Here is a 20,580-nt window from a genome sequence, read left to right as displayed (position 1 = left end):
TTGTTTTCGCTTGTTGGAATTTTTAAATCAATATTTTCAAGTAATAGTTTTTTTGTTGTTTGCTTTGAAATGTAAATGAATCCTCTGTTTTCATTGCCAGTCATTTTCTTATCATACTTGGTATTTGTTCTTGTATAGCATAATTAGATGTATCATAAAAATTTAAAAATCTAAACAATCTTAAAATTATTTTTGTTAATGACTGACCTGATTCTGAAACTTGTAGTAACGAAATAATTCATTTTTCAAACTCAAATAGTGTTTTCTTCATTAATTCTGTTTTATCACTGTAATCAAGTGTTTTACTATAAGAATCTCATTTACTTTTTGCAAAAATATCAATTATATAAAATATTATAAATAATGATATATATTTATGCGCAATATTTGCAATGTTATATCTTAGTGGAAACAATAAGTCATACGTGTTATTTTCATAATTTCTTGATTCAAATGTTTTTGTTAAAGCTACGTATTTACCTATTTCAGAAACATTTTTTTAAATTCATTAACATCAATGTTATTTTTATTTCCATATATTTTTTTAAAGTGTTTTAATATTGATTTTTTGTTTTTATTTAAATTATTATCTAATTGCTTAAAATTTAATAATTTATATTCACAATAACTAAATAAAAACGTTTCTTGAATTTTTCTTTTTTTTCTTGTTCTATTTTTGAATCGTCGAAACTCATGTATTCATTAAATATTTTTGTTATTTTAGCTTCTTTTTCTAAAAAGATATCTTTATCAACTAAATTAAATAAAAAGTTTTTAATCATATCAAAAGAATCTAATTCAGTTCCTTTTGAATTTAAAGTTTCAAATATTTCCATTTCTTCAGCTGGATTCTTCAGCTGGAGTTTTATTAAAATAGAGACAAGAAATTAAAAATTTATATGCATATCTATCATAAAAAGAGCTTAATTCTTCTTGAGATAACGATACTAACATATCATGAATTGTTGAGTAATTCTTAGCTACTTGAGATTTACCAATTGTTTTAAAACTTATTATTCTTATGTTTCTTTCTTTGTAAGATAAATTCTCATTTAAAATAAAATCAATAGTCTTATTTTCAACTTCATTCCCTGTTATATTTTTATATTTATTATAACAACCTACATTTAGGAAGGTTTTTTGTAATTCATTTGGCATTTCTAGAATATTTTCTTCATAAGAATTCAATTGTTTTTCTTTTCATAAATCAAAAATCACTCTAAAAATAATAAGCGAAGTAGTAACTTTTTGTTGACCATCTATTAATCTTACAGTTCGAATATCTTTATTTCTTGTATTTTCTTCAATGGTTACAGCAATGGTTCCAAAATACTCATCATTAATATTGTTTGTTTTATTCAATATTCCAGTTATTAATTCTTTACAAGTTTCTGAATCTTATCTATATTTTCTTTGATAAGAAGTAATGAAAAAATTAACTTCAGGATTAAGCACAAATGAACTTATATCTATTTTTCCAAGCTTTATAAATCCAATATCTGTCTTTTTATTTTCATCCACTATTTCGTCTATAAAATGTTTCCTATGATTTAAAATTGTTAAAAGAAAGTTCTCATCAAATTCTTCAATTACAAATTTTGTATCATCAAAAAATTAATTAAAAAAGATAACACTAAATCAAAACACTTAATTAAGTGAATAGTATCAGTAAAACTTCTTTTTATTCCTAACTCACTTGGATGTACTTCATCATTTCTTCAATTTCTAATATAATTAAAAGTTGAAAAAATTATTTCAGACATTTGAGTATTTCTTATAAAGCCTGATTCAAGTTTTTTCTCTTCTGAATAAAGATTACAAACTTTATCAAAAATTACTTTTGAAGTTTTTTCATAAGATGCTAAATATGTTCCATTTGCCTCTAAAATCCTGTTCATTTTGATTCCAATATTTTAGATATTTCAATTGAAATATTATTTGCTATATCCTCTTTTTCTCTTCTTATTTTTGACTCAATGATTTTTAAATATGATAATTCCTGCAAAGATAGATAATTATAAAATTTTTTAAATAAATTAATTTCCATTTTTTCTCCTTTAAATAAAATTAGCAAATTTAACTGCTATTTCTTTTTGATAGTTATACTCATCAATTGCACCAATAATTTTTGTATTTTTCTTTTATTTGTATGAATCTAAAAAAATTAATCATTAACTCAAGTGAATTACTTTTAAACGCAACTGCTTAAGTACATAATGTAAAAATAAATTTTACTGTAGGCTCCTAAATAAATGAGTCAGGAGTAACTCACATAAGAGCTTCTTTGATTCTTTTAAATAAGTTTATATCTAATAAAAACATTTGATAATTCGCTTTATCGCAAAAATCATTTGTTAAAATAAATTTTTTCTTTTTTAAGAGCATAATCATAAAACGACTCAGCAAAAGCGACTTCTTTATCAATTTCAAAAACACCTAATATATAACCTATTATAAAGTATTGTCTAAATGTACTATCTACAATGCCATTTAGATCTCCATTGATCAAATACTTATTACTCTTTTCATCATATTCAAAATTCAATTCATTAAATTTTCCTTTAATTTTGTACAAACTTTTTATCATAGTCTTAATGCTAGTTTTAATTTTTCATTACTTAGAATTTGTTAATTCAAATTCTAATCCAGAAATTTTAAAATATAGTTCTTTAACGTTTTTTTCAAAATCACTACTTTTCATTTTTCAATTTCCCTTCAATTTCTGCTATTTTATTAAATATTGCAACTAACACATTAACAACTATACTGTTACCGCTTTGCCTATATAAAACAGCATCGCCTAAGTATTTATTTCTTTTCATATGATATAAATTTATTTCATATGAAACGTTAAGAACTTTTTGAAAGTCATTTTCTTCAAAGCTCATTAATAAAAAACATTCTCTTGGTGTTAAAAGTCTAAAATCGCTTTTTTTATATTCATCTTATAATTAAATTTATCTTCCAAAATTTTTCCTTTTAAATTTATGACTCCTGCATTTGGATCTCTATGTTGCTTCGTAGTAATTTTTGAAGAAACAAGCTATATATATTGTCGTCTTTAGTAAATGCATTATTTTTATGCTTTTTTATGTTAGTTTGCACTTTTGTCGAAAGCATTTTATTATTTTCAAACATTTTTTTCTGCTTTTTGTTCTATTAGGTGTAGCCTTACTTGCTTCTTCTTTATATTTTACAATACTTTAATCTTTTTTAAGAATTTCATATATATTTTTTTTGATCTTAATTTGATTGCTTATGTCAACTGGAGCATTCGTTTCTTTTATGATTGAACCATTGCTTGTTTAAAAAGTGTCTTTAAAATTTTTAGATATATTTTTTCTAACACTAAATGCAAAAACTCTTTTTCTATTTTGCGGTGTTCCATATTTATTTGCTTCTAAAACATAAGTTTGCGTGTAGTAACCTATAGAACTATACAAATTTCCTTAACTAAGCGAGGCAATTTTAAAACTTGTTCTTTCGTCATTGGACTTTTGGAATCGTTTGAATGCGTAAATTTTAACAAAAATGAATCTATTTCTTCATTAGTTAAATTTAGTGCAATATTAAAATTATTGTGATTAACTGCATTATAAGATATGTTAGCTCAAATATCTCACTCACTTGTAGCCACTATTTCATAATCAAGAATCTTATTTTTTAAGATTTCAAGAGCTTTATGTTGAGCTCCAATTCCAGAAAATGTCTCAAAAATTTTCCACCTAAGAAAGATTTTATTTTTTTATTTTTTTATTTTTTTGTAATAGAACGCTATAACTTTATGAAATTTTAAGTTTATATTTAATCTTATTTTCTTTGTTTTCTTTGTTATTTTTTATTGATTCTCTTTGTTCAATTTTTTTTATATTACCTATGTATTTTCTAATAGTATTATCAAATAGTTCAACAGTTTCATCTGATTGATAAAAAACATAATATTTATTTTTGATTAAATCGAGTTTTTCATTATCACTATATTTTCAACAATCAGGTGATTCTCAACTTAATAGCTCATCCTTATTAGAAAAATAGTTAGTATGCTTATGTTCTCTTTCTTTAGTTAATGAAGAAGCAGATATTGCATATTTAAATTTAGATACTTCAAAAATACCTTGAACAGATGAGTTTTTTTTAAATTTATTTTCAACTATACCATTGTTTAAAAGAACATAAATTTGGTCATAAGTTACGTACATGTTTCGTAAATTTTCAATTTCTAATGATTTCTTTCAACATCATTATTTTCAATTAACTCTTCAACTTCAACTTTATACTGAAATAAATACAGCAGTTCTTCAAAGATAGTTACATTGGTTTTTATAAAATCTCAATATTTTTAAAAGATTTTTTTCAAATTCTTTATTGTTAATTGTTATTTTATTATTACAAAAATTAGCTATAAATAATTTGTCTTCAATCATATTTAAATTTATTTTTCTTGATTTTACTATTTCAATTCATCGCTTTATAACGTTTTTGTTATTATTTATTGACATTCTTGCTAAAATAATTACAAATTTTAAATTGTCTTTTATAAATGTTTTACTTTTAGCGTAAATTTTAAATGGTGTAAAATCATCTCTCATTTGATTCTCAAAAAACATTTTTTTATAATTTTCATATGAAATTTCACTAGAATATTCATTAATTATATTGTTAATTTTTTTATTCGACTCATATTTTCTAATTTTTTCAATTAAATCATTTCGAGTTAAATAGTCTATATGTATTTCAGATCCATTTGGCAAAAATGAACCTATTTTAAAATTTTTACTCATTAATTCGCTGATTTTAAAATTATTTTCTTTTTTAAATGCTTTATATAATAGGAACGGATCATATTGCTTATTAACATATAGGTCAACGTTATTTACAAAATCATAAATTTGTAATTTTTTATCCGGTGTTTTTCTTAAGCCTCGTCCTAATTGTTGTAAATAAATTAATAATGAATTAGTAGGTGTTAAAAATATTATTCTGTCTATGTTAGGTACATCAACACTTTCATTTAAAATATCTTTGACACATAAATAATTTATTTCTTTATTTTTGAATCTTTAAATTAAATTTTCTCTTTCTTTACTATTATTTTCACTTGTTAATACTTCACATCTTAAATTATTTTCACAAAGAAATTTTTTTAATTTATTTGCGTGTTCAATTGATGAACAAAATAGCACAGTCGATGTATCACGATTATTTAATCCAATCATTTTTTCTATGTTTTCCAAAATAAATTTATTTCTTTGTTGTGAACTTAATATTTTTCATAATTTTTCACTTTTATTTAATTCTATTCCTGTTAAGTCAACTGTTTTATCTTGAATAAAATAATAATCAAATGGAGCAAGTAAATCGTTTGATAATGCATTATATAAACTTAATTCATATGCGTATTCATAATTAAAGTATTTATTGATATCTATTCCATCTGTTCTTTCTGGTGTTGCCGTTAATCCAATTAATGTTTTTGAATTTTTAGAAACTAAATCAAATACTTTTTTATAATTTTTAGCTTGAATGTGATGTACTTCATCTAAAATAACTAAATCAAATTTAATTTCTTGTATAAATTTTAAATTTTTAGATAAACTTTGAAAAGTTGCAAAAATATAACTATTTGATTCAAAATCTTCTATTTTATTTCTTTGATCATAAAAATCGCAAACTTCACTTTTAAAACCTGTAATAATTTTTTCAAAAGTTGTTATACCTTGCTCTAGAATTTCTTTTTGATGAGCTAAAAATAAAATTTTTAAAGGTTTATTTGTTTTATAAAATAATTCTTCAAAATATTTAGCAATTGTTAAAGTTTTTCCCGTATCAGTTGCCATTACTATTAAATGTTTATTTATTCCATCTTTTTCTCTTTGATTAATCCTGTTAATAACTTCTTTTTGGTAATCAAATAATTCAAATATATCCTTATTTTTGGATAAATTATTAATTATTTCAAATTGTTCTTTTTCTTTTTGCCTATTAATTTCATCAATAAAAATTTGAGACAAAATCATTTTATTAATGATTTCAGAATCAGTTATTTCAATTAAATCCTGCTTTCATAGGTTATTGAACTCTAAAATAAAGTTATTAAATATTTCTTTTTCTCTAAACTCATTAATTTTAATTGAATATTCATTTCCTATCATTATTCCAGTTCTTGTAAAGTTATTTGAACCAATATACAAATTACTAAAACCGCCTTCTCTTAAAAAACAATATGCTTTCATATGAATTCTTGAGCCATTATTTTTAAACGAATTTTTAATTCTAACTTCTACTCTTTCTTTAAAATCTTTTTGCAAATGACTAATGTTTCTAGAGAAAGATACCTTGATGATCCATCAAATGTTGTAGTTAATATTTTAACTTTTAAATTTTTATTATTTGTTAATCAATTTCTTAATTTATTTACCATGAAAGAACTAATAAACGGTGATATAACTAATGCTATGTTTGCATTTAAAAATTCTACTTCAATAAATTCATTTAAAGATACAACTAATTCGTTAAGGCTTAAACTATTAATTATGTTATTACCAAATTTATTTAAATTTGTGAATTTTGTGAATTTTTTCTCATTTGTTAATAAAACATTAATGAAATCAATTTTTTCTTCAAATGAATTAAATGAACTTATTTTCTTTTCCAAGATATTTTGAAATTGATTTATAAGTCATTTGTTGTTTTTATTTTTTGCCTGTTCTTTCAATTCAAAGTTATTAATATTTTCTACATTTAGTAGTAAATCTTGTAATAATTTATCCTTCATTTTTTCATTATCTTATTATTTACAGTTTAACATTTTAAACTTCTAAAGTCAGGAAAACATAAAAAAAATCACCGGTTAGGGTGATGTGTCTGGCTAAAATATAATTAATAATTAAGGAAAGGCGGTGCCAGACACGTAATAATTATATATTATTACAACTTATTTTAATTAAAAACAATTACATTTTTTCATAAATTAAACTACTTAATATATAGGTTGGAGCAGTTTCAGCTCTTAGTATATTACTTCCTAAACTTACATTTCTAAAACCTATTTCATGCAGAATCTTAATCTCACTAGCATCAATTCCACCTTCACAACCAATAACAAAACTAATTGAGTTAAAGTTTTGTGTTAAATATGTTTTAAGTTCAATTTCTTTTTCTTCTTCTCATGCTACAAGATTTAAATTACATAAACTATTAGTTAAATCTTTTAAGTTAGTAATTAAATTATTAACAACAGGAATAGTTGTTCTTTTTGATTGTTTAGTAGCAGTATCACAAATTGCTTGTCATCTTTGTAGTTTTTGATTAACCTTTTTAGCATCAATTTTAACAACATTACGTTTAAAGATTACAGGAATAATTTCATCAACTCCTAGTTCAGTTGATTTTTGTAACAAGTAATCTCATTTTTGTTCACGTAATACTCCAGCAATTAACACTTTTTTAACTTTACTTGTTGTAGTTTCAAGTTTATTAATAATTTCGACAACTACTTGATCATCAATTGTTAAATCAATAATCTTAGTTTGATAAACTGCTTGTTGATAAACACATTCAATAATTTCATTATTTTTTAACTTAACAACATTTTTAATATGATGAACATCACTATTATTAATAATAAAAGTATTATCTTCTTTAATCTCTACAAAATATCTAAACATCTTAACCTCTTTTAAACTAACTTTAATAATTATAAACAAAAAAAGAATCTATGAATTGATTCTTTCTTTTAAATTTTTTGAAAATCTAAATTTAACATTTTTATATGTAAGAATTAATCTTTTTTTCATCAGTTATTAAATTGTTTTTAAAACTTTCTTTATTTGTAATAATTACGAATTTAGCAAAATCATTAATTTTAACTTCGACATTTTCATGTTTCAAATAAACTTCAATAATATCAAATACAGCATCTACAATTTGTTTAATTTTAATTTTTTGTTATTTTATTTTCATTTATAGAATAAAGTTCATTGATCAATTCTGTTTTAGTAACTTTAATTGACTTTTTCTTAATAGGTTTTTTAGCTATTACTATGGGTTTTTTCCTTTTATAAAAAATAAAATAAGGTTAATAAATTTACATATGTTTTTTCTTATTAACCTCAAACCGATAATTTCTCAATGCTTTTTCAAAAAAATAAGATTCCTTAATTCCTTATTTCTTTGTTATTTAAAAATATTTTAATTATTTAAAAGCAATCTGTTATTGCTTTTAAACTTTTTTAATATAAAAATCTTATAAGTCTTAAAAATTGCCTTAAGGCCTTAAGTAATTTATTGACTTAAATATAGGAGATTTGTATTAAAAAGTTGTGATAACCTAAAAAATACTAGTTAAAGCACTTAAAAGTATATTTTTATAGTTATCTGTTACATATACGTTTTTTTCTTTAATAATTTTAAAAAATGTTCATTTTTAAAAGTTATTAATTTACTGAGCTGTTAACGCTTAGCTCTGATTTATTAAGAGTAAAAAAATAATTTTTTGCAAACTCTCTTAATAAATTGTGTTTTTTTATAGTTTATTTTTGTTTTATAAATACCTTTTCCCTACCACTATGTATAAGTGGTTGAACTAGTTTAAACACATAAATAAAATAAAGCAACATCCTATTTTTTTACATGAAAAAATGCTTCCAACTATAGAATTAGTTAAAAGCATTAAAATGTTATTTATAAAAATTATAATTTAAATCTAGTTATTTCAACTAAAAAGTTTTTAGTAATAATTGTTTGTAAATTTCAAATTTATTTGGATCTGGTTTAAAGTCACTCAATAGTTTATTTTTTGGGTCTTTTTTGTAATAGTTATTTAAAAAATCATATCTTTTAGGGTCATTATATCAATTAAAAGATATTTCTCTTCTAATAAATATTCCTTAATCTGTTTATCTCATAGCTTTTGATAAATAATTTTTTAATAATTTTTCTTATTGATGGTAATTTACCTTTAGCTAAGAGATTACTAATAATTTTGTCAAAGAAGTCTTGATTTATTTCATAAGTTTTAAAGCATTTTTCTTTAACAACGTACAATTCTGAAATAAGCATTAGTTTTTCTTTTGCTTTATCCTTTTCTTTTGGTTTAATTGGCATTAACTCAACATCGTTAATAACTGAATTAATTCATTCCTTTGTAAACATCATGAATTGATAACTATCTCTACCTATTCCTTCATTTAAAGCAAAGTGTAAATTAGTTTTGTCATATCCTGCTTTTGTTACAAGTTCTAATATTTCTTTTAAAACAAATCTTTGAATCTTTAAATCACGAAATTGAATTTCTTTTTCTGATAATTTAATATTTTTGTTTAAACTAGTTTGATTACTCATAATTATTTACCCCTATTACTTATTTAATATGTTAACTATTTCTGATAAATTTTTTGAATTTAAGATTTTAGCTTTATATTCACGATTATCACTTTTTTCATCAAAATTTTTTAATGCTGCTTCAAATAATGATATTTGTTCATTAATATTCTGAATACGGTTATTTAGTCTTTTAATAATCTTCTGTGAATTAATATCTTTTTCTGTTTTTAATAATTCAATAGTTTTAGTATTTAAATTAATATCTTCCATTGCTTTATTTAAACTAATATTTCCTGTTATGACATATTTAATATCTTTTCTTAGTGCATCTGCTTTCATATCACCTTCAGTTTGGGTAATATTTGTTATTCTTTTATAGAATCCTCCTAGGAATGGAAAAACTATAACAAGTGCAGCTGATAATAAACTTAATAGATCTAATGCAATACTATTTTCAGTATTTTCAACAAATAAGAAAGTAATTGTAGCAACTGTTACAAATACTAAAATAAAGAATGAAGTATAAAAGATTAAAAAGTTATGAATATAATTTCTTTTTTCAATATAAGATTTAAAGATTAAATCTTCTTTAATTGTTTTATGAAATCTTCTAATAATTAAATTTCTTCTAATTACAAATACTAAGTTATGAATGACAAATAAATATAACCAACTCCAGCTGTTAAATAGATTAATCAACCCCATTTAAATGATAATACGACCATTACTAAGATAATTAGTGCTTCGATTATTAATAATAATCCAATTGATAATTTTAATTTTCTAATTTTACTCTTCATTATTCTTTTCCTTTTAATATATTATATGCCTTATTTATCAATTTCATCATTTCTTCTGCTTCTGGGTCTTTATTATTGTCAGGATGATATCTTTTAGCAAGTATTTTATAAGCTTGTTTAATTTCTATATCTGATGCATTTAGACTAACACCAAGTATTTCATAAGATCAATAATCACCGTTTGCAATAGCCTTTAATAGATTGTTATTTGAGAAATCTTCAAATTTTAATTTATTATCGTTTTCTTTAATTTGAATATAATCAAAATTTATTTCATAATTAGCTAATATAAATTCTTTAATCTTTTTAATTGAAATAATGTAGTTTTCATTTAGTTTGTAAATTATTTCATTCATTAACTGCTCAAGTTTTTTTAAATCTAGTTCTTTAAAATTTTTATCAATACTTTCAATTTTGTTATCAATGATATTTTGATTCATTAAGATTTTTAATTTAAATTCATTATAAATAGTGTCTGTAAATTCTTGATCGCCGAATTCATTTATATTTTTTTTAATATTTTCTATTTCGAATAATAATTTATTCATTAAACTGATTGTTTTAGTTGAAAAACGCTCATAAAGAAAAAGCAACTCATCTTTAATTTGCTCTTGTATTTTTAAGTTGTTAATAAGATTTAAATTAATATTTAACATTAAAAACCTCTTAATTCTTTATAATATTACTCTTATTTTACTAAAAGCTCTATTGATTTAGTAATTAATTTATCAAGTTTATTTTCAATTTCTGATCTTAAAGATAGAAGTGTAAATAAATGTTCAAGTAGATTTTCAATTTTAATATCAGTTATTATTAATGTCTAATTTATAATTTTATATCAAGCCCTCATAGTTCAAACTAACCATTGTTGTTCCTGTTAAATATAACTTTTTCTTATTATAGAAATAGTTAGAAAATAGAATTGATAAGTTAGAAAAATAAAATGAAGAGTCACTTTTTAAACTTCACATACAATTTGAAATAATTAAGTTTTGTTTAAAAATTAAAAAAATTTCTTTCACCTAATAATTTACTAATATACAATGTTTTTTTTCAACTTTAAGTCTTGCCCTTGAATGTAAAACTGGATAATATTCTTTTTTTCTTTATTTTGTTATTAAAATTTCCAATGTCGGCAGTTTTTAAGTATAAACCACTAGTATATTTTTCTTCTTTTTGTCTAGTTAAACTCAATTGTTCTGCATTAATATCAGTTGATATAATATGCCATCAATGCTTTTTATTAGCTCTATTATATCAGAAATAGCATTATTATTTATTTCTTTTTTTCCAAAGGTTCAATAATATCAATTATTTTATTTAAGTCATTTTGACATTCATTATAATTTTCAATTTTAATGCAATTTGAGTATTTTATAAATAAATGTTCAAATGGTTCAATAACATCAATTATTTTTTGTTGCTCTTGAATATTTATAAAATTATGATTAATTATTCAATGAAGCTACTGTTGAACCAACAGAGTATTTACTAAACAAATACTTATTTTTCAAAACAAAATAATATAAATATTTATTTAGTAACTGTGATTCATCTGTTGAAGTTAAACAATATGTCTTTGATGCAAATTAAATTTTCCAGATTGGTATTTAGGATTAAAAATAACTTCACCTGGCACAATTGTATATTCACCTTCATATATATATTACTTTTTTTGTTTTTGAACTTCTGTCAAAAAAAGTATAAATTCAATCTTTATTTGCGTCTTTAGTATTTATTTACCAGTTTTAATTTCAATAATAGCCATTAAAAAACAGCAACTATAAATAGTTACTGTAAATTTTTCAATTTTCTTCTAATGATAAGTTAAGATACCTAAATGTTTTTTCATTATTATGTAAAACATCTCTAATTTTGTTTCCTTTTACTAGTACTCTAATGTATTGATCATTTATATAATTAACAGTAAAAAGCTCGCAAGCTTTTAATCCAGTCTCAAATAAAAATCTTATTGTTATTTTCTTTTGTCTTGTAATAATATCATGAAAAAAAATTAATTTTAGTTTTTGAATAAAGATATTCTTTTGAAAAGACATTCATATATTTCTTAGGTATTTTAGGAAGTTTTAGTTCTTTCATTTTATTTATTCTTTTATCACCAGATCATTTTATAAATGATCATATAACATTGTAATGTGTTCAAACTGTATTAGGCACATTAAAATATTTTCTTAATTCTTTTTTAATATATTTTCATAAGTTGCTATCGTATTTTTTGAATAGTTATTTTTTGTAATTCATATAATTTCTCCTATTATATTAGTATAAAATAATAATAAATTAACATTTGGAGGTTTAATAATGGCTATTTATAAACTTGGAGATATTTTAGTAGGCAAACCTATATATGGAGCAGGTCTTGCTGCGAAGACTTCGGGATCAAAAAAATACTTAACACAATCTGATTTAGATAACTCTTTGAGTGTCAATAAATTTGTTGATGAAAAAACTGATAAAATTGTAAAAAGGGGAGATTTTATAATTTCTAGAGCAGGAACAATAAAGCCCTATTTTCATGACATAGATGAGGAAATGGTTTTCGCAGGTTTTTTGGTAAAATACCCTATAAACAAAAAAATAGCAATTCCTAAATACATTTATTATTATTTTAGTGGACCTGGTTTTGGTAATTTAATAAGCTAATTTAAATACTGGCTCAACAATGCCAAAAATGAACCCTAATGTAGCTTGTGGTTTAAAGATAGAAATACCATCAATTGAAGAAGAACAAAAAATAATTAATATTATTGAACCTTTAGAGAATTATATTAGTTTAATTGAAAATATTATCAAAAAAACTTTTACATTAATGAACGCCATATATAAGGTTTCTAATAAAAAAACTTATTTGCTCAAAGAAATTGCTGAAGTTAAAATAGGAGGAACCCTTCAACAAGTAATAATGAATTTTGAATAAATGGAAATTTTCCTTGAATTAATTCAGGCAAATTGACAAATACTTTTTTCAGTTTAAATGAAGATAAATATATCACAGAAGCAGGATTAAAAAAGACTCAAATTGCAAAAGAAGAATCTTTGTTAATGTCAATAATTGATCCTGATACGAATAAACTTTCGATATCAACAAAGGACACAGCTGTAAATCAATCAATTGCAATAATAAGTGAAAAAAATCTTTACTTTGAAATTTTGAGTTCTATGAATTATTTTAAAAAAGTAAAAAATGGTGCTGCACAACAAAGCATAAATAAGTCTTTAATATTGGAATCAACAATTAATGTATCTGAAATTAGTTTTAATGAAATATTATTAAAACTTAAAAAAATTAATAGTATTAAGTTGAATCTTATTGAATTAAAGAAAGTTGCTATTGAACTTCTAATAAAATAAAAAAGCTACTAAATCTATTCAGATTCAAGAGCTTTTTTTATTACTTCTTCAAGTTTTGGTTTTAATTCATCAAACTCACTAAGTAAATTTGTTAATTCAAGTGAAAGCTGTTTTATTTCTTTTTTGATTTCTTCTTTATCAACTTTTTCTTCTTCTAATTCAACATATCTTCCTGGAACAAATGAATAATCATTTTCAATTAATTCTGCACTTGTAATAGTTTTTGCAAGTCCTAGAATATTAATTATTTCTCCATTTAAATGTTTATCATATAAACTTTGCATTTTTGCAATGTCTTCTTCAGTTAATTCTCTTAATTTTTTTGAAAGGTAAATAATCATGTTAACAAGTACAGAAAAATTAATACTTTTAAAAATTGAAGAGTTGATTAAACAATCAAATCTAAATCTATAGCTGAATTATCAAAAATATATTTTGCAGTTGATGCAACAATTTTAAGATTAGTAAAAAAATGGGTTATAAATCTTTAAAGGATATGCAAATTGATTATGGTGGTAAAGCAAAAATTAATTTGATGAATGATAATTATTTATTTGATCAAGTATTGAGTCAACAGTGTCTAATGTAGCTGCCCTTAGTTTATATTCAATATTTAAAACAGAAAAAATTTTAGACAATAATAAACTAGAAGATTTTGTAAATATAATAATTTGTAAAAAAAGTATTTTACTATTTTGTATTGGAAATTCTAGAATTAGTGCAGATTTTTTCAATAATCAGTTAAAAAGAGTAGGAATTAATTCTTCTTCGCATAGTTCTGTGCATGAATTACTAATGCAATCAAGTTTTGATTTAAAAGATACAGTTGTCATTTTAATTTCAAATTCTTTCAATACAAAAAAAATCAAATTTGCTACATCATATTTAATTGATAAAAGCATTCCTTTCTTGATAATTACTTCAAGTGAAAATATTAAAAATAACCAATTAATTAAAAAAGCAGAATGATGCTTATTTTATTCAGTAAATAAAAAAGAAAAATATTCTTTTCCAATGATTAGTTCATTTTATTCTCAAATTTTTATTTTAAATATAATATTTAATAGAATTATTCAAAAAATGAAAAATTCTTAAGAAAAAATTGAAGCAAAAAATAAGATAACTGAGCAATGAAACAAATTATAAAGCATAAATAAAGAAGTAAGTAAAATAATTTTTATTATTTTACTTACTTCTTTTAATATTTTTATTTTTAACTTCTTTTTCTTTATATTCTTTCAACAACATTACCTTCTTTGATAATGTTTAATTTAACTCTAGTAATATCAATTTTTAATATGCTTCCTTTTAAAAGCTAAACAGATGCATGAGTATTTGCTTTAACATTTAAATTAATTGCTTTTAGAAATAACTTGATAATATGTTTTTTAATTAAATTTAAACTAAATACTTGATTTGATTGACGTTAAGCTGCTAATTTCTTTTCAGCTTGTGTTTGAGCAATGGTTCTAGCAATTTTTTATCATTCTTACAATAACTTGAACTAAATATAAAAAAGAAAACAAATATTTTATCTTATTACTTATTTTCACTACATTCTAAAAATATATTTTATGCAATACTTATTTTTCTTATATAACTTTAATATCACTTTTTTATTTATATATAAAATATTTTTTAATTTTTAGTTTGTTTTAAATATTGTGATGGAACATCAGATAAATCTCCAAAATCAATTTTTTCATCTATTGTAATACTACCATTTGTTTTTAATCAAGAATAAAAATCCAACATATCAGGACCTTTATATAAATTATATTTATTAAATAGTTTATCCTCAGTATAAAATGTTTTATCATAAATATTTCAATAAATATAATTTTCTTTTTTTAAAAGCTCAATATTTAATTCTAATACTTCCTTTTTTCTTGTCTTTTTGATAATCCTTTTCTTTCTTTTAATAAATTTTATCAAAAAATAAATACTTGCCTTAAATGCTTAATAAATTAACTACTAAACATGAATATGAATTTGATAAAATATGAAAAATAAGTTAAATCAAGGGTTTGTAAGAGTTTTTTACAATTGAAATTAATTATTTCAAAATAAAAATAGAGATTAGGCCTTTCTATTTCTTAACTTCTTCTTCTTTATATCCTTCAACAACATCGCCTTCTTTGATGTCATTAAAGTTTTTAATTGTTAATCCACCTTCTGAATTAATCTTAGCTTCTTTAATATCATCTTTTAAATGTTTTAAAGTTGCTAATTCTCCAGTATAAATAACAATCCCATTTCTAACAACACGAACTTTAGATTTACGTTCAATACTTCCATCAACAATATGGAATCCACCAATTGTTCCAATGTCAGAGTGTTTGAAAGTAGCTCTAATTTCAGCTGATCCAGTTATGATTTCTTTAAACACTGGATCTAACATTCCTTTTGCTGCATCTTCTAACTCTTCAATAACTTTATAAATAATGTTATGTAAACGAATTTCAATACCTTCTTCTTCAGCTTTTTTACGTACAGCTGCATCTGGTCTTACATTAAATCCATAGATTAGTACAATTCCATCAGTTACAGTTGATGCTAAAGTAACATCACTTAAAGTAATAGTTCCAACACTAGCTCTAATAATGTTTAGTTTAACTCCAGTTATATCAATTTTTGATAAACTTCCTTTTAAAGCTTCAACAGATCCTTGAGTATCTGCTTTAACAATTAAGTTAATTGCTTTTAATTCTCCATCATCAATATGTTTTTTAATTGAATCTAAACTAAATACTTGATTTGAGTTACGTTCAGCTGCTAATTTCTTTTCAGCTTGTGCTTGAGCAATAGTTCTAGCCATTTTTTCATCATTCATCACAATGAATTTATCTCCAGCACTTGGAACTACATTTAATCCATAAATTACAACTGGTTTACTTGGTCCTGCTTTTAAAACTTTTTTATTGTATTCATCTTCCATATGTTTAATGTTTCCATATGTAGTTCCTGCAATAATCATATCTCTAATATCTAAAGTACCTTCTTTAACAAGAATAGAAGCTACTGGTCCTTTTGCTTTATCTAAGTGAGCTTCTAATACTACTCCCTTAGCTAATTTGTTAGGATTTGCTTTATAATCATGCATTTCAGCAATTAATAAAATAGTTTCTTCTAATTGGTCTAAACCAAGTTTTTGTTTTGCACTACCTTGCACAAATGGAATATCTCCACCATATTCTTCAGCCACAATTTCATATTTCATTAATTCAGTTTTAACACGTTCAGGATCAGCTCCTGGTTTGTCACATTTATTAATAAATACAATAATTGGTACATTTGCTAACTTAGCATGATCAATTGCTTCTTCAGTTTGAGGCATAACCCCATCATCAGCTGCTACGATTAAAATAACAATATCAGTAACATTAGCCCCACGACTACGCATTTCAGAAAAGGCCTCATGTCCTGGAGTATCAATAAATGTTATTTTTTTACCATCTTTATTAGTTACTTGGTAAGCTCCAATTGCTTGAGTAATTCCTCCAGCTTCTCCATCAACAACATTAGTGTTTTTGATGGAGTCTAATAAAGTAGTTTTACCATGGTCAACGTGACCCATGATTGTTACAATTGGTGCTCTATGTTCTAAATCTTCTGGTTTGTCTTCTTCTGTTGCATCTAATGCTTCAAAAAAGTTTTCTTTAGTTAGAGTTTCTTCTTTTCTAAAGTCAAACCCAAATTCAAAAGCTAGTTGAGCCATTTGTTCTTCAGATAACACAACATTTTGATTTAACATTAATCCTTGTGCAAAAAAGTATTTTAAAATTTCTCCAACACTTTTTCCAATTTGACTAGCAAAATCAGCAATACTTAATGTTTCAGTATAAACAAAAACCCCATCAATGATTCCAGTTGCCACTCTTTCATTTAATTGTTGTTTAATTTGTTTAGCATGTTGCTTAGACATTTCCTTTTTATTAACTTGTTCTGGTTTTTTATTTGTTTTTATATTTTTAGCCATGTAAAAATCCCCTTTCTGTTATAAATTGTTTTTAATTAATTTAATGATATTAATATCATTAACACCAATCGCTACAATTGTGGTAGATCCACATGCTTGTGATAGTTCTTCAAAACTTAATACATCGTCAATAAATTCAATGTTGTAAAATTTACATTTGTCACTGAATTTCTTTTTTTGACTTGCACCCATATTTGTTGTAAGAATAACATATTTTACTTTGTTTTTTTTAATTGATTCTAATAATTTTTTACCTTTTATTAATTTAGCAGAGTTATAAGCTAATCCAATTGCATTTAATAATTTAGTTTTGTTCATTAAATAACTTTTCTAATTCATCATAAATAACTGGATCAACTTTTGTTTTTAATCCTCTGCTAAAAAGGTTTTTTTGTTTTGCAATTTTAATTGAGTTTAAATTTTTTTTAATATAAACTCCACGTCCATCAGCTTGATAAGTTAAATCAATAAATACTTCATTTTTTTTATTCAAAACAACTCTAATCAATGCTGATTTATCTAACATTTCTTTACTAACTACATCTCGTCTTAGATTAGTCTTGATCATATAAATCTTCGTATTCATCTTCTTCATAATCATCTTCAAATTCTTCATCAAGAATTTCATTAAATGATTCTAATTCAGATTGAATTAATTCTAAATCTTTAACTTCTTCAACAACTGCATTTCTTTCTTCGATTAATTCTTCAACTTGGTTGTATTCTTCTTCAACTTCAGCTTGGAAACTCATTAATTCTTTTTTATTATCTGCTTGTGCATTTCTAAATGAATTATTGTAGTTTGGTTTAACTGTTTGAGTTTTTATTTTACGTTGATTTACTTCGTTAATAAAGTCTGGATTGTTAACTTCTTCTTCTGTAATGTTTCCATTTCATAATACATCCATGTTATCTGCAATTGCATTTTCTAAACTATAGATGTTAATACGACGTTTTAATAAATTTGCTACTAATTTAGCAGCCATTCCGCCTTTACCAATTGCTAATGATAATTGTTGGTTAGGTACAACAATGTCAAATTCACCTTCAACTTCATTTACTGAAATAACTTTAACAGGTGCCATTGCGTTGATAATGAATTCATGAATGTCATCACTTCATTTAACAACATCTATTTTTTCATCTCTTAATTCGTTTGAGATGTTATTGATTCTTGATCCTTTAACCCCAACGATTGCTCCAATTGGTTCTACATCAATATCATGTGATAATACTGCAATTTTTGCACGTTTACCTGGTTCTCTTGAAACTGACATTACTTCAACTAATCCTTGAGCAACTTCAGCTACTTCTTTTTCAACTAATTTAGCTAAGAATTTTGGTGCTACTCTTGAAACTACTAATTGAGAGTATTTATTTTCTCTAGCAACTTCTTCTAATAACACATCAACTAATTCATTAACTACAAATGTTTCTCTGTTGATTGTTTTTTGGTTTCATAAAGAAGTATGTACTCCTTCAATTTCTAAGATGTATGATGTTCCTTGATCATTCATTCCAACGATTTTACCTTTTACAATTTCACCTTCTAATGGAATAAATTTTTCATAAATCATTGCTCTTTCAGTTGCTCTAATTTTTTGTTGGAATATTTGTCTAACTTGCCCAACAGCAACTCTTGAGAATTCTTCATCAAAATGAATTGGTTTATATACTTTATCTCCCACTTTAGCTTCTTTATTAATTTTTAAAGCTGCTTCTAATGAGATTTCTAACCAATCATCTTCGATTTCATCATCAGTAGCTACTACCATTAATTCTTGGAACAAGTTAATTGATCCTGTTTGTTCATTAATTTCTGTTTTAACTACAGCTTCTGTATCAAAGAATCTTTCATAAGCTTTTTGGAATCCTTCTTTAATTCCTTCAATAGCAATTTCTTTGCTAATGCTTTTTTCACTTTCTAATGAAGCTAATGCTTCTAATATTTGTGCTCCGTTTACCATATTTTCTCCTTAAAATTTAACTGCATATCTTGCAAACTTTACTTGTTCATATTTAAAGTCAACTTTTTTCTTTTGACCTTTTAAAAAGTAGGCCATTCTAAATGTATCATTGCTTACATCAAAATCTAATAAAATTCCTTCTATTACACTACTTGGATTTTTTTCTTGATTTAATTCAATATGAATATAACTATTAACTGCTTTAATTAATTCATCTTTACTACGAATTGGTTTTTCAATTCCAGCACTAGCGACTTCTAACATATAAGGTTCACCTAATCCTGGGAAATCTTCTAAAGCATCAGATAGTTTTTCATTGCTTGAAATAATTGAATCAAAGTCTAATGCTTTATTTGGTTCAGTTATGTCTTCAACTAAAATTTGCAAAACATCGCTTTCAAAATCAAAGAAATTATTTATTTCATATATTTGTAAGTTGTATTCCTTTAATATTGATTTAGCTATTTTTTGGATTTCATCTTTAATAGATGCAAAATTTTTCACTTAAAATCTCCTTTCAAATCAATAAGAAAACAAGACCCGTAAGTCTTGCTGTTAACCTATTGTTATTAATATTATAGCAAATAATTTAAAAAATATTTTCTAAAACTTTTTTTCATTTTCTGATAAGTTTTTTACAACGTTATTATTTTTTGCAATACCATTAAAGTTTTGAGCATTTTCTTCAACTCTAAAGCTTCATTATCACTTTAATAAAAGTAGTTTAGACCGTTTAAGGCTACCACCAACGCATTAGCTTCAATATTATTATCAAATGAATATAATAATGGATCCAATATTCTTTCATTTTTTTGCAATTTTGTAATAGGATTTCTTGTGATTCTATATAACTCATCACAAATATTTTCATTATTAAATCGACTAATAATGCTTTGCCCATATTCCATTAATTTTGTTTTATCATAATTAAATTTAACTGAAATAATTTCAATCTAATTACTCATTAAATCTGCTAAATATTTTTTAGTTTGTTCATCCTTCAAAGCTTCTTGCAAAGTAGGTATTAAAAACTTATCTATTTTATATCTAAATCACCTAAGTAAGTATGAACACCATAAAGCATAGGCATTTTTTTTATAAATTTCAAAATCTATATTATCTGAATAAGCAATATTTT

28 protein-coding genes and 3 pseudogenes are annotated in these 20,580 nt (G+C 23.3%); 4 read left to right on the top strand and 27 right to left on the bottom strand.

The features are described from left to right. Window positions 1-22: 22 nt before the first annotated feature. The 19 genes and pseudogenes from EMELA_RS04860 to EMELA_RS05330 form a co-directional block, all read right to left on the bottom strand. Window positions 23-415, bottom strand: coding sequence for a hypothetical protein (locus EMELA_RS04860; protein WP_028124176.1), 393 nt, complete (start codon window positions 413-415; stop codon window positions 23-25). Between the two features lie 190 nt (window positions 416-605). Further along, the gene (locus EMELA_RS04855) at window positions 606-836 is read right to left on the bottom strand and encodes a hypothetical protein (RefSeq protein WP_028124177.1); all 231 of its coding nucleotides are present in this window, start codon (window positions 834-836) and stop codon (window positions 606-608) included. Then, window positions 775-1,362 carry a hypothetical protein gene (locus EMELA_RS04850; protein WP_028124178.1) on the bottom strand — a complete coding sequence of 196 codons (588 nt, stop codon included), beginning with the start codon at window positions 1,360-1,362 and terminating at the stop codon, window positions 775-777. Before EMELA_RS04850 ends, EMELA_RS04855 begins: the two co-directional genes overlap by 62 nt. Window positions 1,363-1,589: 227 nt before the next feature. Further along, window positions 1,590-1,898, bottom strand: a complete 309-nt coding sequence (locus tag EMELA_RS04845) for a hypothetical protein (RefSeq protein ID WP_028124179.1) — start codon at window positions 1,896-1,898, stop codon at window positions 1,590-1,592. Then, window positions 1,883-2,047: a hypothetical protein gene (locus EMELA_RS04840; protein WP_169733536.1), complete on the bottom strand. Its 165-nt coding sequence runs from the start codon at window positions 2,045-2,047 to the stop codon at window positions 1,883-1,885. Before EMELA_RS04840 ends, EMELA_RS04845 begins: the two co-directional genes overlap by 16 nt. 288 nt (window positions 2,048-2,335) lie before the next feature. Beyond that, complete coding sequence (locus EMELA_RS02130; protein WP_028124180.1) at window positions 2,336-2,587, bottom strand: hypothetical protein; 252 nt, start codon at window positions 2,585-2,587, stop codon at window positions 2,336-2,338. Between the two features lie 103 nt (window positions 2,588-2,690). After that, a pseudogene (locus EMELA_RS04835) lies at window positions 2,691-2,927 on the bottom strand (DNA cytosine methyltransferase); the annotation flags it as partial. Window positions 2,928-3,305: 378 nt separating this feature from the next. Continuing rightward, window positions 3,306-3,443, bottom strand: a complete 138-nt coding sequence (locus EMELA_RS05340) for a DNA cytosine methyltransferase (protein ID WP_169733537.1) — start codon at window positions 3,441-3,443, stop codon at window positions 3,306-3,308. 339 nt (window positions 3,444-3,782) lie between these two features. Further along, window positions 3,783-4,199, bottom strand: coding sequence for a hypothetical protein (locus tag EMELA_RS02120; RefSeq protein WP_028124182.1), 417 nt, complete (start codon window positions 4,197-4,199; stop codon window positions 3,783-3,785). Between the two features lie 72 nt (window positions 4,200-4,271). Beyond that, on the bottom strand, window positions 4,272-4,781 hold the full coding sequence (locus EMELA_RS02115; RefSeq protein WP_028124183.1) for a hypothetical protein: 510 nt from the start codon (window positions 4,779-4,781) through the stop codon (window positions 4,272-4,274). Window positions 4,782-4,925: 144 nt separating this feature from the next. Then, a pseudogene (locus EMELA_RS05335) lies at window positions 4,926-5,048 on the bottom strand (hypothetical protein); the annotation flags it as partial. A gap of 12 nt (window positions 5,049-5,060) precedes the next feature. Further along, window positions 5,061-6,308: a DEAD/DEAH box helicase family protein gene (locus tag EMELA_RS02110; RefSeq protein WP_028124184.1), complete on the bottom strand. Its 1,248-nt coding sequence runs from the start codon at window positions 6,306-6,308 to the stop codon at window positions 5,061-5,063. Next, complete coding sequence (locus tag EMELA_RS02105) at window positions 6,281-6,775, bottom strand: hypothetical protein (protein WP_028124185.1); 495 nt, start codon at window positions 6,773-6,775, stop codon at window positions 6,281-6,283. The genes EMELA_RS02110 and EMELA_RS02105 overlap by 28 nt, the downstream gene beginning before the upstream one ends. Window positions 6,776-6,953: 178 nt before the next feature. Beyond that, window positions 6,954-7,667 carry an RsmE family RNA methyltransferase gene (locus EMELA_RS02100; protein ID WP_028124186.1) on the bottom strand — a complete coding sequence of 238 codons (714 nt, stop codon included), beginning with the start codon at window positions 7,665-7,667 and terminating at the stop codon, window positions 6,954-6,956. Window positions 7,668-7,767: 100 nt separating this feature from the next. Further along, window positions 7,768-7,935, bottom strand: a complete 168-nt coding sequence (locus EMELA_RS02095) for a hypothetical protein (RefSeq protein ID WP_334199105.1) — start codon at window positions 7,933-7,935, stop codon at window positions 7,768-7,770. Between the two features lie 939 nt (window positions 7,936-8,874). Beyond that, window positions 8,875-9,342 (bottom strand): hypothetical protein, encoded by a 468-nt coding sequence (locus EMELA_RS02090; RefSeq protein WP_028124187.1) that lies wholly within the window; start codon window positions 9,340-9,342, stop codon window positions 8,875-8,877. 15 nt (window positions 9,343-9,357) lie between these two features. Then, window positions 9,358-10,023, bottom strand: coding sequence for a hypothetical protein (locus tag EMELA_RS02085; protein ID WP_169733538.1), 666 nt, complete (start codon window positions 10,021-10,023; stop codon window positions 9,358-9,360). Continuing rightward, window positions 9,966-10,124 (bottom strand): hypothetical protein, encoded by a 159-nt coding sequence (locus tag EMELA_RS05120; RefSeq protein WP_169733539.1) that lies wholly within the window; start codon window positions 10,122-10,124, stop codon window positions 9,966-9,968. The genes EMELA_RS02085 and EMELA_RS05120 overlap by 58 nt, the downstream gene beginning before the upstream one ends. A gap of 14 nt (window positions 10,125-10,138) precedes the next feature. After that, window positions 10,139-10,312: pseudogene (locus EMELA_RS05330) on the bottom strand (DnaJ domain-containing protein); the annotation flags it as partial. Between the two features lie 2,134 nt (window positions 10,313-12,446). On the opposite strand from EMELA_RS05330, the gene EMELA_RS02070 reads away from it, so the two are divergent. Genes EMELA_RS02070 through EMELA_RS02060 form a run of 3 tightly spaced genes read left to right on the top strand, consistent with a single transcriptional unit; the run spans window position 12,447 to window position 13,496 of the window. After that, a complete protein-coding gene (locus EMELA_RS02070) occupies window positions 12,447-12,788 on the top strand; it encodes a restriction endonuclease subunit S domain-containing protein (RefSeq protein ID WP_028124191.1) in 342 nt (113 codons plus the stop codon). Between the two features lie 19 nt (window positions 12,789-12,807). Then, window positions 12,808-13,062: a restriction endonuclease subunit S domain-containing protein gene (locus EMELA_RS02065; protein ID WP_028124192.1), complete on the top strand. Its 255-nt coding sequence runs from the start codon at window positions 12,808-12,810 to the stop codon at window positions 13,060-13,062. Window positions 13,063-13,094: 32 nt separating this feature from the next. After that, complete coding sequence (locus tag EMELA_RS02060) at window positions 13,095-13,496, top strand: restriction endonuclease subunit S domain-containing protein (RefSeq protein ID WP_028124193.1); 402 nt, start codon at window positions 13,095-13,097, stop codon at window positions 13,494-13,496. Window positions 13,497-13,510: 14 nt separating this feature from the next. Here the strand turns inward: EMELA_RS02060 and EMELA_RS02055 are convergent, their stop codons facing one another. Further along, window positions 13,511-13,837 (bottom strand): N-6 DNA methylase, encoded by a 327-nt coding sequence (locus EMELA_RS02055; protein WP_028124194.1) that lies wholly within the window; start codon window positions 13,835-13,837, stop codon window positions 13,511-13,513. A gap of 235 nt (window positions 13,838-14,072) precedes the next feature. Here EMELA_RS02055 and EMELA_RS02050 point away from each other — a divergent pair, with 235 nt between their 5' ends. Beyond that, window positions 14,073-14,591 (top strand): MurR/RpiR family transcriptional regulator, encoded by a 519-nt coding sequence (locus EMELA_RS02050; protein ID WP_028124195.1) that lies wholly within the window; start codon window positions 14,073-14,075, stop codon window positions 14,589-14,591. A 543-nt stretch (window positions 14,592-15,134) separates the two neighbouring features. Here the strand turns inward: EMELA_RS02050 and EMELA_RS02040 are convergent. The 7 genes from EMELA_RS02040 to EMELA_RS02010 all read right to left on the bottom strand — a co-directional run bounded on the left by EMELA_RS02040 (window position 15,135) and on the right by EMELA_RS02010 (window position 20,386). Further along, window positions 15,135-15,431 (bottom strand): hypothetical protein, encoded by a 297-nt coding sequence (locus EMELA_RS02040; RefSeq protein WP_028124196.1) that lies wholly within the window; start codon window positions 15,429-15,431, stop codon window positions 15,135-15,137. 154 nt (window positions 15,432-15,585) lie between these two features. Beyond that, window positions 15,586-17,475 carry a translation initiation factor IF-2 gene (gene infB, locus EMELA_RS02035; protein ID WP_028124197.1) on the bottom strand — a complete coding sequence of 630 codons (1,890 nt, stop codon included), beginning with the start codon at window positions 17,473-17,475 and terminating at the stop codon, window positions 15,586-15,588. 18 nt (window positions 17,476-17,493) lie between these two features. Then, complete coding sequence (locus EMELA_RS02030) at window positions 17,494-17,793, bottom strand: L7Ae/L30e/S12e/Gadd45 family ribosomal protein (protein WP_028124198.1); 300 nt, start codon at window positions 17,791-17,793, stop codon at window positions 17,494-17,496. Further along, window positions 17,780-18,043 carry an RNase P modulator RnpM gene (gene rnpM / locus EMELA_RS02025; protein WP_028124199.1) on the bottom strand — a complete coding sequence of 88 codons (264 nt, stop codon included), beginning with the start codon at window positions 18,041-18,043 and terminating at the stop codon, window positions 17,780-17,782. The genes EMELA_RS02030 and rnpM overlap by 14 nt, the downstream gene beginning before the upstream one ends. After that, a complete protein-coding gene (nusA, locus tag EMELA_RS02020) occupies window positions 18,030-19,442 on the bottom strand; it encodes a transcription termination factor NusA (RefSeq protein WP_028124200.1) in 1,413 nt (470 codons plus the stop codon). The genes rnpM and nusA overlap by 14 nt, the downstream gene beginning before the upstream one ends. Before the next feature lie 9 nt (window positions 19,443-19,451). After that, window positions 19,452-19,946, bottom strand: a complete 495-nt coding sequence (gene rimP, locus EMELA_RS02015; RefSeq protein ID WP_028124201.1) for a ribosome maturation factor RimP — start codon at window positions 19,944-19,946, stop codon at window positions 19,452-19,454. Window positions 19,947-20,152: 206 nt separating this feature from the next. Further along, on the bottom strand, window positions 20,153-20,386 hold the full coding sequence (locus EMELA_RS02010) for a mannitol dehydrogenase family protein (protein WP_408630942.1): 234 nt from the start codon (window positions 20,384-20,386) through the stop codon (window positions 20,153-20,155). Window positions 20,387-20,580: the final 194 nt, after the last annotated feature.

Source organism: Mesoplasma melaleucae, from assembly GCF_002804105.1.
Lineage (GTDB): Bacteria > Bacillota_I > Bacilli_A > Mycoplasmatales > Mycoplasmataceae > Mesoplasma > Mesoplasma melaleucae.
The sequence above is the reverse complement of the archived record's forward strand: the minus strand, read 5'-3'. Positions and strand labels throughout refer to the sequence as shown.